The organism is uncultured Draconibacterium sp., from assembly GCF_913060805.1.
Lineage (GTDB): Bacteria > Bacteroidota > Bacteroidia > Bacteroidales > Prolixibacteraceae > Draconibacterium.
The window spans coordinates 1-14,763 of the sequence record NZ_CAJXTC010000008.1; the positions used below are offsets into that span (position 1 = coordinate 1).

Below are 14,763 nucleotides of genomic sequence, written 5' to 3' on the forward strand. Positions count from 1 at the left end.
TAATCGGGTTACTGTCGTTTAACGGATCCGACAGTAATTTTAAATTTTTCTTTGAAAATAATGGTTCGCTCATCTCTATTATTTTTTATTCTTGTTTAAGAATGCTTCATATCCTGTAAAGTCGTCTTTCAACATTGCTTCTAGACCTTTACTTGTAATTGTACCACCCGAGATTCCATCAACCTTATGTTCTTCAGGAGCAACCTGTCCGGTTTTTGCAACCAGAATAGAAACCATTTCACCTGAATTATCAAAGATCTCTTTTCCTTTAAATTGCTCTTCAAAGGCCGAAGTTGAAATCTCAGCACCTAATCCTGGAGTTTCACCCTCGTGATCGAAATTAGCACCGAAAATGGTGTTCATATCGTCGCTTACCGAAACATATCCCCAGATAGGTCCCCAAAGACCTGCTCCGTAAACAGGAAGTACATATTTGGTTCCTTCTTCTGTATCGCAAACAAATACCGGAAGTACCATTTCGTCGAAACTTTTAGCACGTTCCTTTTTCAGGTCGGTTGTGAAAGCGTTACCGTCAACTTTTTCACCTTTTGTATTTACAAGGTACTCGTCAACAATTTTTTCAGCGTAAATAGCTTCTGCTGTTTCCGCGGTACTTTCAATATTTACCGATGCCAGGATATTTTGTTTTTTCTCTATCTCAACGTTCTTTTTCTGCGCAGGCTTTAATGCCATTGAAACCGAAGCAAGAACGGCAGCCACAACAATTACCATAATGGCTGCATATAAAAATGTGTAAGTATTACTATTTCTGTCCATCTCTTCTTCGTTTTTAATTATGCAGAAACTTTAGCTCGTTTTGTTCTTTTCTTAACATGACCTGCTACAACGTAGTGGTCGATAAGCGGAGCAAATGTATTCATCAGCAGAATTGCCAACATCATACCTTCAGGGAATGCCGGGTTGATTACACGGAAAATGATGGCCAAAATACCGATAAGGAATCCGTAGATCCATTTTCCTTTTTCGGTTTGTGATGCCGAAACAGGGTCGGTTGCCATAAAAATTGCACCAAACATAAAACCACCTAAAATTAAGTGATGCCAGAACGGCATTGAAAAGTAAGTTGCAACTTCGGGCGATAAACCTGCACTGCCTGCAAATGCGTTAAGGATAAGTCCCATAACCGCACCACCTGCAATAGTTGAAACCATGATCTTCCAGCTTCCGATTCCGGTAATGATCAACAATACAGCTCCGATAAGGATTGCCAATGTTGATGTTTCACCAATTGAACCAGGAATAAAACCAAAGAATGCATCGGCTACACTATAATTAAGATTACCTGCAGCTGCATTTGCCATTGGAGTTGCTCCTGAGAAACCGTCAATTACTTTGTCAGTATCTTTTAATGCGATCCAAACCGACTCGCCCGACATTTGCGCCGGATAAGCGAAGAATAGGAAAGCACGTGCTACAAGCGCCGGGTTCCAGATGTTCATTCCGGTTCCGCCGAATACCTCCTTACCCAAAACAACTGCAAAAGCTGTTGCTACTGCAATCATCCAAAGTGGAGTGTTTACCGGCATAATAAGCGGAATAAGCATACCTGATACCAGGAATCCTTCCTGAATTTCGTGTCCGCGCAATTGAGCGAAAACGAATTCGATTCCTAAACCTACTGCATATGATACAATAACGATTGGAAGTACTTTAATTAACCCAAACAGGAAGATTTCGAAAAATCCTGTAGCGGCTAATTCGCCAATGGCTTTAAAGTGTTGCACTCCTACGTTGTACATCCCGAACAACAAAGCCGGAACCACCGATAAAACAACAATCGACATGGTACGTTTCAAATCGATGTAATCGTGAATGTGCGTACCCGTTTTCGACGTGGTTTTCGGCGTGTATAAAAATGTAAAGAATCCGTCGTGTACCGATTGGAGCCAATGGTATTTGCCTCCTTTCTGAACCAGCGGTTCTGTCCTTTCAAAAAAGTTTTTTATGAATTTCATCTTAAAAGACTAAATAAGTTACGTAATTATTAACCAAGCTCTTTGATCATGGTGTTAATTCCTTCGCGTAAAATCTTCTGAACCTCGATTTTTGAAGTACAGGCGTATTCACACAAGGCGAAGTCTTCTTCTATTACTTCATAAATACCAAAGTTTTCCATTTTGTCAAGATCATTCACCAGGATTGCCTTTAACAGGTATACCGGAAGAATATCCATTGGAACCAGTTTTTCGTATTGGTTCGACAAAACAAAAGCGCGTTCGCCACCATGTATGTTGGCATTCATTGTGTACTCTTTTTTCGGGAACAATTTTCCGAAATAGGCTTTGGTTGCACTGAATTTGTTAAAACCAGGATCGGCCCAGCCTAAAAATTCGTACTCATCGCCTTCAGGAATAACACTGATGTGCGAATCGTAAAATCCAACATAGCTTTTTTCAGATACTTTGGTTCCGGTAAGTACGTTACCGCTGATAATACGCTGGTTGTAATCGGCTTCTACCAATTTACCACCAACTATTGTAGCAACAGGTGCACCCAAAGTAGTTTGGTAATATTTAGGTGTTTTAACCTCTGATCCGGTTAAAGCAACAGTTTTTGTAAAATCAACTTTTCCGGTTTCGAACAGGCGACCAATAAACAATACATCCTGAACGTTAATGGTCCAAACCACTTCTCCTTTGTTAATCGGAGATGTATTGGCGATTTGAATACCAACGTTACCTGCAGGGTGAGGACCCTCAAACGTATTGATTTCAACATTTTTTACCGATGTAAAAGCAGAATCCTTCGAAACTCCAAGGTTTACTTTTCCTTCGGTTAGTTGAGCCAATGCGTTAACACCGGTTTGGAATGTATCCATTTGCCCTTCGATAACAAAATTGTAATCGGGTGCCAATGGAGCCGTGTCGAATGTTGAAATGTAAATGGCTTTTGGTTTCTCCTCCGGATTGGCGATAATACCATACGGACGTTTTTTGATTAACGGCCATATACCACTTTTCAAAATTTGTTCCTTCACCTCTTCCGCCGATAAGGTTGATGGATCAGCTTTTTTAAATTCGGCTGAACCAGCTTTCTCGTCGGTTGCAATAACTACTTCCAAAATTTTACGACGCTCACCACGGTTAATCGATACTACTTTTCCTCCAAGAGGAGCTGTAAACAAGATTTCAGGATGATATTTGTCGTAGAATAAAGCGTCGCCGGCTTTTACCTCAGCATCCACTTTTACACTAAGTTTTGGAGTAAGTCCCGGAAAATCGGTGGGTTTCAGAGCTACTGTTGCCGGAACCGGCAATTTGTCAAGTGCCTTTTCTGCACTTCCTTTTAGCTTTATATTAAGCCCTTTCCTTAACTTAATTACTTCTGACATATTGAATTAAGAATGTATTATTTTTAAGTGGGCAAAAGTATCAATTTAATTGGCTTTTCGCAATGGTTTATAGCAAAAGTTCAACGGTTTCAAATATGAAGATATGTGGATGTTGAAATAGTATGCGTAAGTGTCAGGTATTGAGTAAAATAAAAAATCAATTTTATCGTTATTTATCTTCAGATTAAATTAACATTTTGTTATCTATTTTCGCGATTTAACTATAAAAAGCCAGCATATTTATACGAAATTTGTGTTTTCGGTTTTGATATAAGATACGATTTACAGATTTTTACGTTTTAATGAGGCAGGCACTACTTTTGCAGTACAATTGCCAGTAACCGGAAACTGTTTTGTAAAACTATTGTTTACAAAACGAAACCGGCAAAACATTACCAACAATAACAAAGCAAATAGCAAATGAGAACCGTTTTTTTTACCACTATATTGTTTCTGATTTTCAGTGCCGGAGTAATGGGGCAGGAGGAGAATTTTTATTACGAAAATGCCATTAACCGCGAGAATATAAAAACGGTGCAGGCCTTCCGGAAAGGTTTCGAACTCTCGAACCCGATAATGGGACTGAACGAAAACATGACACTGGTTTTTAAATTCGATGACCTTTCGGAAGGGGTGAAAGATTACTATTACACAGTAATTCATTGCGATGCCGACTGGAACGAGAGTTTTATTTCGCAGGACGAATATATCGATGGTTTTATAGAAAATCCGGTTGATGATTACGCCATGTCGTTTAACACCACCTTTAGCTATGTAAATTACCGAATTGAAATACCCAACGACCAAATGCGCTTAAAACTTTCGGGAAATTATGTTTTGGTGGTTTACGAAAATCAGGACAAGGAAAACGTGGTTCTGTCGAAACGTTTTCATATTTACGAAAACGCAGTGCGTATTGAAGGTACAGTTCGGCGTGCCACTGCCGATGCTTTTGAAGGCAGCAACCACGAAGTAGATTTTAAAATATACCATCCCAATTTGTCGATATTAAATCCGCGGGAAGAAGTGAAAGTGGTAATTATGCAGAATAACCGCTGGGATAATGCCATTCGCGATTTAAAGCCGCTGTACATCCGCGACCGGATTTTGGATTACGATTATAACCGCGAAAATGTATTTCCGGCAGGCAACGAGTTTCGTTATTTCGATAACCGGACTAACCGTATGAATGGAGAGAATATAATCGCTACCGATTTTCACCGCCCGTATTTTCATAAAACAGTTAAAATTGATGAAGTGCGTGCGAATAAACCGTTCTTCTCGTACGAAGAAATGAACGGAATGTACGTGGTGGAAAGCCAGGATCAGGAGGTGCGCGATTTTGATACCGAATGTGATTATACTTTTGTACATTTTACGCTGCCGCTTGAAGCACCGCTGCTTGGCGGATCGGTAAATGTGTTTGGTGCATTAAGCAACTGGAACGCGAACAAAAGCAACGAAATGACCTATAATTTCGATCGCGGAGAATACGAATTGACATTGTTGCTAAAACAAGGCTATTATAATTATATCTACGTTTATGTGCCACAAGGATCAAAAGTGGCCGACCATACCAATATTGAAGGAAGCTTTTGGGAAACGAACAACGATTATCAGATTCTGGTGTATTACCGCGATTTAGCCGGCCGTTACGACAGATTGGTTGGATATCGTCAATTAAATTCAGTTATAAACAGGTACTAACTGGTTTCTGTTGTTTGAAATGTTTGATGCTGCCAATTGAAAGCAGCCACTGAAGACTGTTAACTGCGACTGCCAACTGACATTAACTAACGATTTTCATGTAACCACGTCCGTCGCTAAAAGGTAGCATAAACCAGAAATTACTTCCTTTATCCACTTTTGATTCAAACTCCAATTCTCCGCCCAAAAGCGTAACGTAATGCTGGGCAATTGGCAATCCAATTCCGGAGCCTGAAGTTGTCTGGTTTATTTTATTTTGCACGCGGTAAAAACGGCTAAAGATGTGTTCGTAGTCTTCTTCAGGAATACCAATTCCCGTATCGGCAACATAGAACTTGATAAAGTCGTTACGTACCATTTCGAAGCCAAAAGTTACCTGACCGCTTAATGTGTATTTTACAGCGTTGTCAACCAGAATTGTCATCACCTCTTTAAGTAACTGAGGATCGGTTGAGAAGCCAAATTCAGGAGTGGCAACATCGGTTTTTAAACTGATGCGAATATCCTTGCTATCGGGAAGTTCGGCAAAATAGGCATTGTAAATATCGCGAAGGAGCGGATTTATTTTGTTGAAAGAAGTGTTTACAGGAATATTCTCGGTTTCAATTTTTGCCAGATGAACCGTGTTGTCGATCATATTCAACAACTGCTGACCATTTTGCGTAATGGCATCGGTAAGTTGCAGGCGTTCCATCCCGTCAAGGGAATCGTCGGCCAACATTCTGGTAAAGTTCGAGATAATGTTCATTGGGGTGCGAATCTCGTGCGACAAATTGGCGAGGAACGCTGATTTTAACCGATCGGATTCTTCTGCTTTTACGAGTGCTTTTTCCAGACCGAATTCAGCAGTTTTGCGTTTGGTGATATCGCGCGCCACCGAAATTACCGCGTTGGCATTTAGTTTCGCCAGGCGCATTTCGAACATAAAAGTTCCGTTGGGCGTGTTTAACGAGTATTCGATACTTTCAATTGAGTCGTTTTTAATACAGTGCTGAATGCAGGAGTAAATTTTATTGGCCATTTTATCCGGGAACCCGGCGTTAAAAATCGAGCTGCCAATAATATTCGAGTCTTCAATTTTAAACAGGTCGCCCTCTTTAATTACAAAGTCCTCGTAAATTCCATCCTTGTCGATTACAAAGAAAATATCAGGAATAGCTTCCAGCAGTACTTTGTAGCGCCGTTTGCTCGCTTCGAGATCTGCAATCTGCTTTATGGTTTTTGTAATATCTTCAAAAGCCAGGTAGTACGAGTTGTACGAAGGATTTATTACATGTACTTTGTACCATTTGTCAAGGTTTCTGGCATAAAACTCACTAACACTCTTTTTATTGAAAAGCACGGTTTTGTTCACATCAAACCGGCCTTTAAAAATAAGGTCGAACACATATTCAGCTTCCTGCTCCTGCACCTCGTACAAGTTGCGTTTAAAAGCCGCCTCAAATGCATTGTTTATTTTTTCAACCACCAGGTTGGTGATATTTCCGTCTTCGTCTCGAACAGCACGCAACCGCGAAATAAGAAACGATGAGTTTTGCAAAACACGGTTAATCGCTTCGGTTTTCGAGTCAATTTCCTCGGTAAGAACTTCGATGTTTGTAATCAGTTTTTTCCGGAGATAGAATGTTACCAGGAAAAAGGCGGTGAATATTAAGATCGGGTTGCTGGCAAAAGGATCGAAATAACTAAAAGCATCGCTTAAATGCCCCGCTTTTTGCAACTGAAAACAAATCAGTGCCAGCGACACAAAAAAGTAAATTACACCCCGAACTTCCATCATCGAGAAATAGTAGAGGAAAACCAGTCCGGCCATTAACCACCAAACCGAAAGATGTACGGTTTCAATTAATGGTGCATGTTGTGTTAAATCTGAGATGTAAAAGGCGTAGATAAAAACGGGTAACGAAAAAATAACATTGGTGGAGCAATTCTTTTTTGCGTTAAATGTGCAAACAATGGCCAAAATTGAAGCCGATAAAAGAAGAAGGTAACCAACAAGGTCGCTTTTAGGTTCCGAAAGCAGGATTTCGCGGATGGATAAAATTAGAGACAGTACGCCTGCAACTCCCCAAAACAATAGAAGCTGAAAAAGCTGCCTTTTTTCAATGTCCGATTTAGCAGCCCAGAATCTTTCTGCTAATGTTTTATAAATCCTCATTTAACAATAATGTAAAAATATTAAAAAACAGGTACGTCCCGCCAAAACAAACGATTTTTCAGGGAAATTTTGTCAAAATGGGAAACTGAAAACCTGATTTTTGTTTTGTTTTCGGCGTCATTCCTTCTAAATGTTTGGCTATAAGAAGGTTGATTTATTCCGATTTTTCCGATTATGATTTTTGTTATGCTTTGAGAAAATGCGATTTTTTAGTTTTGCATAAACAGATCTGAAGAATTAATAAACGATAAATATTGTAGAATTATGCCAAAAGGAAATTACAACGTTCCGGTTGCTAAAAATGAACCGGTTTTAAGTTATGCTCCGGGATCTCCGGAAAGAGCAGAGCTGCAGGCTAAATTGCAGGAGTTACGTTCGGAAGAACTCGATCAGCCAATGATTATTGGTGGTAAAGAAGTTTTTACCGACAGAAAAGTAAGAATGTTCCCACCTCACGAAATTGCACATACTTTAGGTCATTATAACCAGGGTGATGCGAGCCACGTTGAAATGGCTATCGATGCTGCTTTGGAAGCCAGAGAAGAATGGGCAAACTTGTCTTGGCAACACCGCGCTTCAATTTTCCTGAAAGCCGCTGATCTTTTGGCAGGTCCATATCGTGCAAAAATCAATGCTGCATCGATGTTAGGACAATCAAAAAATGCTTTCCAGGCTGAAATTGACGCTGCTTGTGAGTTCGCTGACTTTTTACGTTTTGGTGTTCAGGTAATGACTGAGATTTACAAAATCCAGCCTGAATCAGCAAAAGGTATCTGGAACTACAACGAGTACCGTCCGTTGGAAGGTTTTATTTACGCATTAACACCATTCAACTTTACATCAATCGCCGGAAACCTTCCAGCTGCACCTGCTATGATGGGTAACGTTGCTGTTTGGAAACCATCGAAAACTGCGGTTTATTCAGCTGGTGTAATCATGGAAATCTTCAAAGAAGCCGGTTTACCTGATGGTGTTATCAACCTGGTTTATGCATCGGGTCCTGTTGCTGCCGATACTGTGCTTACTCACCCTGAGTTTGCCGGAATTCACTTCACAGGTTCAACTGCTGTATTCCAAAGCATTTGGAAAACTATTGGCGAGAACATTTACAAATACAAATCATACCCACGTATCGTAGGTGAGACTGGTGGTAAAGACTTCATTTTTGCTGATCCAACAGCTAAAAAACGCGAATTGGCAATTGCCATGTTGCGCGGTGCTTTCGAATACCAGGGACAGAAATGTTCTGCAGCTTCAAGATGTTATGTTCCTGCAAGTATCTGGCCTGAGGTAAAAGAGATTTTTGGTGCTGAGCTGGCTACCGTGAAAATGGGACCGGTTGAAGATTTCACCAACTTTGTAAATGCTGTAATCGACGAGTCGTCGTTTGATAAACTGAAAGGTTTTATCGATCGTGCAAAAGAAGACGAAGATGCTGAAGTTATCTTTGGTGGAAACTGCGATAAATCAGTTGGTTATTTTGTTGAGCCAACGGTTATTCTGGCTAAAAAACCAGATTACATTACCATGAAAGAAGAGTTGTTTGGTCCGGTTCTTACTGTTTACGTATACGAAGACGAAGACATGGATGCAACACTTGACTTGGTTGATTCAACTTCGATTTACGCACTTACTGGTGCTGTTTGGTCGCAAAGCCGTTACAATATCGAGAAGATTTCAAAACGTCTTGAAAACTGTGCCGGTAACTTCTATATTAACGACAAGCCAACAGGTGCTGTTGTAGGCCAGCAGCCATTTGGTGGCGCGCGTGGTTCGGGTACCGACGATAAAGCAGGTTCTATCTTTAACATGCTTCGTTGGACTGCAATCCGCACAATCAAAGAAAACTTTGTACCACCTGTAGATTATACTTATCCGAACTTTCAACCGGATAACAAATAGATATTAAGGTTAAACTGTTGAAAAAGGGGAATCGGAATTGTTCGGTTCCTCTTTTTTTTGGTCGCGAAAGATTCTACTTTTGTAACAACATTTGGGAATCATGAAGAAAGAAATATTTCAATCCAGGTTTTTTAAAACCATAGGCAATAAATTTGTCATTGTCAGTATACTTTTTGCTGTCTGGATAATATTTTTTGACGAGAACAGCATTGTTTCTCATGTAAAAAGCAAGCGTCAGCTGAATGAGTTGAAGCAACAAAAAGAGTATTACCAGGAACGAATTGTCTCCGACAGACAAAAACTTCAGGACCTGAATAAAGGAAAAGAGGAACTCGAAAAATTTGCCCGCGAACAGTACCAGATGTCAAAACCCGACGAAGATGTTTTCATTATTGTTGAAGAAGAGTAGATCAACTTTTGGTAAACAATAATTTCCCTCAACTAGAACATTCTGTTAATAAATCCGTTACAAAGTAGTGTAAGATAAACAGCTATTTGATAGCCAGCATAAATTTCTTATATTGCTTTTACAATGAACGAGAATCTTGACATATTCAAAATAAAATCGAACAACATTGCACCGCAAAAAGGGCGAATTTTGATTGCTGAACCATTTTTGTCCGGCAATTATTTCAACCGTTCTGTGGTTTTTTTGGTTGCCTACAGTAAAAAAGGCGCGGTGGGTTTTATTCTGAATAAAAAGGTCGATTTTCCGGTGCAGGATGCTTTCCCCGATTTCCCTGATTTTAATGCCGATGTTTATCTCGGAGGACCTGTTTCTACTGATTCGGTGTATTTTATCCATAAACTTGGCGATAAACTTCCGGGCAGTATTCATGTAATGGGCGACTTGTATTGGGGCGGCGATTTTGAAGTGTTGAAAAGAGATATTCGCAGCGGAAAGATAAATTCTTCAGATATCCGCTTTTTCCTTGGTTATTCGGGCTGGGATGGCGGTCAGCTGGAAGACGAACTAAAAGAAGATTCGTGGTTGGTAACCGATGTTGAGCAAAACGAAGTAATGAAAGATTTGAGTGAATCTTCGTGGTTCGATTTTGTGAAAAAGGCCGGTAACCGTTATTCCGTTTGGGAGAATTTCCCAGAGAATCCTGCGCTTAATTAAACCATTTTCATTTCTGATTTTCAGTTTTCTTTTCTAAAAACTTATTTAACGAGGCATAAATCCGGTCGGTGTATTGGTGCACGTATCTACGGTTTTCAAATCCTAAAACCCACTGTATTCCCTGCGCTTCAGAGGCAAAGAATATTTCATCCATCTGCAAAAGATGTTTCGTTTCCAGGTCATCTGCTTCAACGACTTTCATGTTCAAATCATTGGCTATCCGAATAACTTCCGGACGAATTGTATCGGAGTAACACCCGGTGTTTATTGATGGTGTAAAAAGAATATTATCCTTTACCATAAATACATTGGAGGCAATGCCCTCGCACACCATATCCTTTTCATTTAGAATAACTGCCGCCCGATTGGTGTTATCCGTAATTTCAGCACGAACCTGTTTCCATAATGTTGCTTTCCCAAATCTCGAATTGTTGTTTCGCGAGTAACTTAACAATTTAGAATCTGAAATACTGATAAGCAATCCTTGCTCATTTATCTGGAAATCGAAATCTTCAAAAGCTTTACAGGTAACCAGGTAATCGATTTTATCATCAGCGATAAAAAACTGAAAAGTAATGAGTCCTGTTCGGTAAAAACGGTTTTTATTGAGCGTCCGTTTTAACAGCCGGAATAATTCACGGCGGTTTTTAAAAAGGTCCGGAAGATCGTGTCCCAGCGTTTTGAATTCTAATTCCAGGATGTCCAGGTTTTCGTCGAGCAAAGGAATACCACCAAACCCAAACCAAATGCTGTGTTTGTACACTTCAGGGGTGCTTAACAGAAATGGTGTAAGGTTGGTTTCTGCTTCTTTTAAAATTTGATTATTTACAAGCAGGTAGGCCATAAATTACAGGAACGAAAACAGGTTGTCGATAAAGCGGGTGAATAAATCCGGCTTCAGCAAAATCGGGAAAATGAACCCAAAAACGGCTCCCAGAAAGTGGGCGTCGTGTGCTACGTTGTCCGATTGTCGTTTACTCATTTGATACGAGTAAAAAAGGTAACCGGCAGCAAACAAAATACCTGGAATAGGTATAACTGCAAATAAATACAGTGGCTCCCATGGCTGGAAAAATATAGTTGCAAAAAGCACTGCAGATACAGCTCCCGAAGCGCCAACTGCATTGTAGTAATAGTTGTTTTTATGCTTTATCAGGCTCCAAATATTCGAGGCCAAAATACCGCCAAAATATAGCAGCAGAAAATAAGCCGTGGCTTTATTTCCAAAATAATAGCCAAAATAAAGAACCGTATTTCGTCCGAAAAAATACAGCACCAGCATGTTTACGCCCAAATGTGCCCAACTGGCATGAATAAAGGCGTGACTCACCAATCGGTAGTATTCTTTGCGGTGAATAATTTGCGCCGCATTAAACTGCAGCTTTGCCGATAACTCGCGGTTTTGAAAGGCAATATATGAAATAACGGCAGTTACGCCGATGATAAACCAAACTATCATTAGTGTAAAATTTTATAGATCATTTCCTTTTGCAGGTCTCCGGTTTCAACCATTGTTGACACATTGAACCCTTTACTTTTCATGTCGTACTCACGCAAAATACCCATTATTTCGTACAGCTTGGTAGGAGAGTAGCGCTTGGCTGCAGACACATAATCTTTTACAAAGAAAGGATGAACGCGAAGCTCGGCAGCAACATTTCGTTCCGATTTATTTTTAAGGAAATGGTAGGTAAAAAGTTTCGAAAAATAGAAATACAAACCGGCCACAGTTTTCTGTATCGGATTTAAAGTTGGATTAGAACCAAAATAATTAATGATCCGGTTGGCTTTTAATACGTTCTTTTCACCCAGTGCATTCTGAAGCTCCAGAATATTAAACTCTTTGCTAAGGCCGATATTTTTTTCAATATGATCAGGCGTGATTTTGGTAGTGTCTTTTACGGCAATTACCAGTTTATTCAATTCGTTGGCAATTTTGCTTAAATCCGTACCCAAATACGAAGTCAGTAACAACGCCGCTTGTGGCGTTATGGTGTAATTATGACGTTTCAAAAAGCCATCTATCCAACCTGGTATTTTGTTTTCGTACAGTTTTTTTGAAGTAAAAAGTACACCATTCTTTTTTATGGCTTTGGCCAGTTTTGTTCTCGAATCGAGGTTTTTGTATTTGTAAGCCAACACCAAAATTGTTGAAGCCAGCGGCTTTTCGGCATACGATGTCAGCGTATCGATTTTGCTCAGACTTTGTGCCTCTTTTACAATAATTACCTGCTTGCTGGCCATCATCGGAAAACGCAACGATGCTTCAACTATCGTAACCGGATCGGAATCTTTGCCATAAAATATGGTTTGGTTAAACCCTTTTTCGGCATCCGTCAGCACATTGTCTTCAATGTAATCCGAAATCTCATCAATAAAATAAGCCTCTTCACCCTGAAGCAAATAAATAGGGTGGTAGATGCATTTTTTCAAATTGTGCAGTATGTCGCTATACTCCATTTTAGAATCGTAAGTGTTTTACAGAAAGTCCGTGGTTTTTAATTTCCAGCAATGCATCGATACCGGCTTGAATATGTCTCTCTACATACGAAGACGAAACATATTGATCGCTTTTGTCGGTTTTTACGCCGGTAGAAATCATAGGCTGATCGGAAACCAGTAACAAAACGCCGGTAGGTATTTGGTTGGCGAAACCAACGGTAAACAGGGTTGCTGTTTCCATATCGACAGCCATTGCCCGTGTTTTTTTGAGGTATTTTTTAAATCGATCGTCGTATTCCCAAACCCGGCGGTTAGTTGTAAAAACAACGCCTGTCCAGTAATCCTGCTCCGAATTTCGAAGAATATGAGAAACCGCACGCTGCAGGTTAAAAGCGGGAAGCGCCGGAACTTCCGGTGGCAGGTAATCTGCCGATGTTCCGTCGCTACGAATGGCGGCAATCGGCAGAATAAAATCACCCAGTTGATTTTTCTTTTTTAAACCACCACATTTTCCCAGGAACAAAACAGCTTTTGGATGAATTGCACTCAACAAATCCATTACTGTGGCTGCGTTAGGACTTCCCATTCCAAAATTGATCATGGTAATTCCTTCGGCAGTTGCACTGGGCATATTCTTATCAGTTCCTTCAACCGGAACCTCAAATTTTCGTGCAAATCGTTCTACGTAATCCTGAAAATTAGTGAGCAAAATATACTTGCCAATTTCATCGAGCTTTTTACCGGTATATCGCGGTAGCCAGTTGTCAACAATTTCTTTTTTCGTCTTCATAAGCTGAATTATTCTACCTTTGAACAAATAGGAATACAATTGGTTTTAAGGCGAACACAAATGTACATTTTTAGTGCTCGCCAGCCAAGTTGAGTTAATAAGTTATTGAGAAGATTATGTACAAACTGAATTTGCCGGAATATGCTTTCCGAACAAAAACAGAAAATAGTAAGACCTTCATATTTGATTCGATCCGGAAAAAATTTGTGGTGCTGACGCCGGAAGAGTGGGTGCGCCAGAATTTTATTCAATACTTGATACAGGAAAAGAACTATCCGCAGAATTTAATGGCTGTGGAAAAGCAAATAAAAGTAAATCAACAACAACGCCGTTTTGATTTGCTTATCTATCAACGCAACGGAAATCCACATTTAATCGCTGAATTTAAGGCGCCAAACGTGAAAATTACTCAAAATGCTTTTGATCAGGTAGTGCGCTACAATATGGCTTTACGTGTTGAAAGGGTTGTGGTGTCGAACGGAATGCAGCATTTTGCCTGTGAGATCGATTATGAAAAGAACAGCTATTCTTTTTTGAAAGAAATTCCGGTATTTTGAATTATTCTTTGCACCGTTCTTTAGAGCGGTGTTAAGTAACAAAGATGGCAACAATGATTTTTTAGGATTTTGGTAAATTTCAAATTGCCAAAATCCTAAAAAATCAGATTAAGGTAGAATATTCCAGGTCACCGCCTTGAAAGACGGTGCAAAAAAATTATTGGTCGTGAATGAGTCTTGGGATTGAATGAATTTTACCCCAGAAACTTCTGATAAAACAGCTCATCTTTCCAGCCGGAGAAAGTTTTGATCCAGTCTTTTTTGACGCCGCTACGGGAAAAACCTGCTTTTTCGAATAACTGTATACTGCCCCAATTATCGGAAGTAATGTTGGCGTATAATTGCCTTAATCCCAGAAATTCGAATGCGTAACCGGATAAAGCGTTGAGGGCATCGCCGGCGTAACCTTTTTTACGGTCGTCGCTTTTATGAATAAGAATACCAACTCCGGCCCGCATGTGGAACGGCTCAAAGTCAAAAAGGTCAATGGCGCCAACAGGCTTTTTGTCTGTGGTTTCGATAACCAAACGAAGCTGTTTGGTTTCGTAAATATCTTTTGCCGACTCTAACAGGTACTGGGCAAGAATGTGTTTCGAGAAAGGAGTTTTGGTGTTACTTACTTCCCAAATTTCGGTATTGTTTTCCCATTGGTACAACAGGTCAATATCTTCCGGTTCAAGGGGCCTGAGTATTATTTTTCCAAAGCTTAGTTTTTCCTTCATCTTCTTTGTT

Annotated in this window: 14 protein-coding genes; 5 read left to right on the forward strand and 9 right to left on the reverse strand. The window is 40.0% G+C overall.

The genetic code is table 11. From position 1 onward, the window contains the following. Positions 1-78: 78 nt before the first annotated feature. The 3 genes from nqrC to QZ576_RS06250 are packed head-to-tail and all read right to left on the reverse strand — an operon-like array spanning position 79 to position 3,352. Positions 79-777 carry an NADH:ubiquinone reductase (Na(+)-transporting) subunit C gene (gene nqrC / locus QZ576_RS06240; protein ID WP_297095182.1) on the reverse strand — a complete coding sequence of 233 codons (699 nt, stop codon included), beginning with the start codon at positions 775-777 and terminating at the stop codon, positions 79-81. Between the two features lie 17 nt (positions 778-794). Beyond that, positions 795-1,976 (reverse strand): NADH:ubiquinone reductase (Na(+)-transporting) subunit B, encoded by a 1,182-nt coding sequence (locus QZ576_RS06245; RefSeq protein WP_297095185.1) that lies wholly within the window; start codon positions 1,974-1,976, stop codon positions 795-797. A 29-nt stretch (positions 1,977-2,005) separates the two neighbouring features. Beyond that, positions 2,006-3,352, reverse strand: a complete 1,347-nt coding sequence (locus QZ576_RS06250; RefSeq protein WP_297095187.1) for a Na(+)-translocating NADH-quinone reductase subunit A — start codon at positions 3,350-3,352, stop codon at positions 2,006-2,008. Between the two features lie 420 nt (positions 3,353-3,772). On the opposite strand from QZ576_RS06250, the gene QZ576_RS06255 reads away from it, so the two are divergent. Further along, positions 3,773-5,059, forward strand: a complete 1,287-nt coding sequence (locus QZ576_RS06255) for a DUF5103 domain-containing protein (RefSeq protein ID WP_297095189.1) — start codon at positions 3,773-3,775, stop codon at positions 5,057-5,059. Between the two features lie 82 nt (positions 5,060-5,141). On the opposite strand, the gene QZ576_RS06260 is transcribed toward QZ576_RS06255, so the two are convergent. Next, positions 5,142-7,217, reverse strand: a complete 2,076-nt coding sequence (locus tag QZ576_RS06260; RefSeq protein WP_297095191.1) for a PAS domain-containing sensor histidine kinase — start codon at positions 7,215-7,217, stop codon at positions 5,142-5,144. A gap of 264 nt (positions 7,218-7,481) precedes the next feature. Here QZ576_RS06260 and pruA point away from each other — a divergent pair, with 264 nt between their 5' ends. The 3 genes from pruA (at position 7,482) to QZ576_RS06275 (ending at position 10,242) form a co-directional block, all read left to right on the forward strand. Next, positions 7,482-9,119, forward strand: coding sequence for an L-glutamate gamma-semialdehyde dehydrogenase (gene pruA, locus QZ576_RS06265; protein ID WP_297095193.1), 1,638 nt, complete (start codon positions 7,482-7,484; stop codon positions 9,117-9,119). A 100-nt stretch (positions 9,120-9,219) separates the two neighbouring features. Beyond that, positions 9,220-9,528, forward strand: coding sequence for a septum formation initiator family protein (locus QZ576_RS06270; RefSeq protein WP_297095195.1), 309 nt, complete (start codon positions 9,220-9,222; stop codon positions 9,526-9,528). Positions 9,529-9,651: 123 nt separating this feature from the next. After that, positions 9,652-10,242 (forward strand): YqgE/AlgH family protein, encoded by a 591-nt coding sequence (locus tag QZ576_RS06275; protein ID WP_297095197.1) that lies wholly within the window; start codon positions 9,652-9,654, stop codon positions 10,240-10,242. A 7-nt stretch (positions 10,243-10,249) separates the two neighbouring features. Here QZ576_RS06275 and QZ576_RS06280 read toward each other — a convergent pair whose 3' ends face one another. The 4 genes from QZ576_RS06280 to QZ576_RS06295 are packed head-to-tail and all read right to left on the reverse strand — an operon-like array spanning position 10,250 to position 13,474. Then, positions 10,250-11,086 (reverse strand): aminotransferase class IV, encoded by an 837-nt coding sequence (locus tag QZ576_RS06280; protein ID WP_297095198.1) that lies wholly within the window; start codon positions 11,084-11,086, stop codon positions 10,250-10,252. 3 nt (positions 11,087-11,089) lie between these two features. After that, on the reverse strand, positions 11,090-11,701 hold the full coding sequence (locus tag QZ576_RS06285; RefSeq protein ID WP_297095201.1) for a rhomboid family intramembrane serine protease: 612 nt from the start codon (positions 11,699-11,701) through the stop codon (positions 11,090-11,092). Next, positions 11,701-12,702, reverse strand: a complete 1,002-nt coding sequence (holA, locus tag QZ576_RS06290) for a DNA polymerase III subunit delta (protein ID WP_297095203.1) — start codon at positions 12,700-12,702, stop codon at positions 11,701-11,703. The genes QZ576_RS06285 and holA overlap by 1 nt, the downstream gene beginning before the upstream one ends. A gap of 1 nt (position 12,703) precedes the next feature. After that, positions 12,704-13,474 (reverse strand): AMP nucleosidase, encoded by a 771-nt coding sequence (locus QZ576_RS06295; protein ID WP_297095205.1) that lies wholly within the window; start codon positions 13,472-13,474, stop codon positions 12,704-12,706. 116 nt (positions 13,475-13,590) lie between these two features. On the opposite strand from QZ576_RS06295, the gene QZ576_RS06300 reads away from it, so the two are divergent. Next, positions 13,591-14,031, forward strand: coding sequence for a type I restriction enzyme HsdR N-terminal domain-containing protein (locus QZ576_RS06300; protein ID WP_297095207.1), 441 nt, complete (start codon positions 13,591-13,593; stop codon positions 14,029-14,031). A 194-nt stretch (positions 14,032-14,225) separates the two neighbouring features. On the opposite strand, the gene QZ576_RS06305 is transcribed toward QZ576_RS06300, so the two are convergent. Further along, positions 14,226-14,753, reverse strand: coding sequence for a GNAT family N-acetyltransferase (locus tag QZ576_RS06305; protein WP_297095209.1), 528 nt, complete (start codon positions 14,751-14,753; stop codon positions 14,226-14,228). Positions 14,754-14,763: the final 10 nt, after the last annotated feature.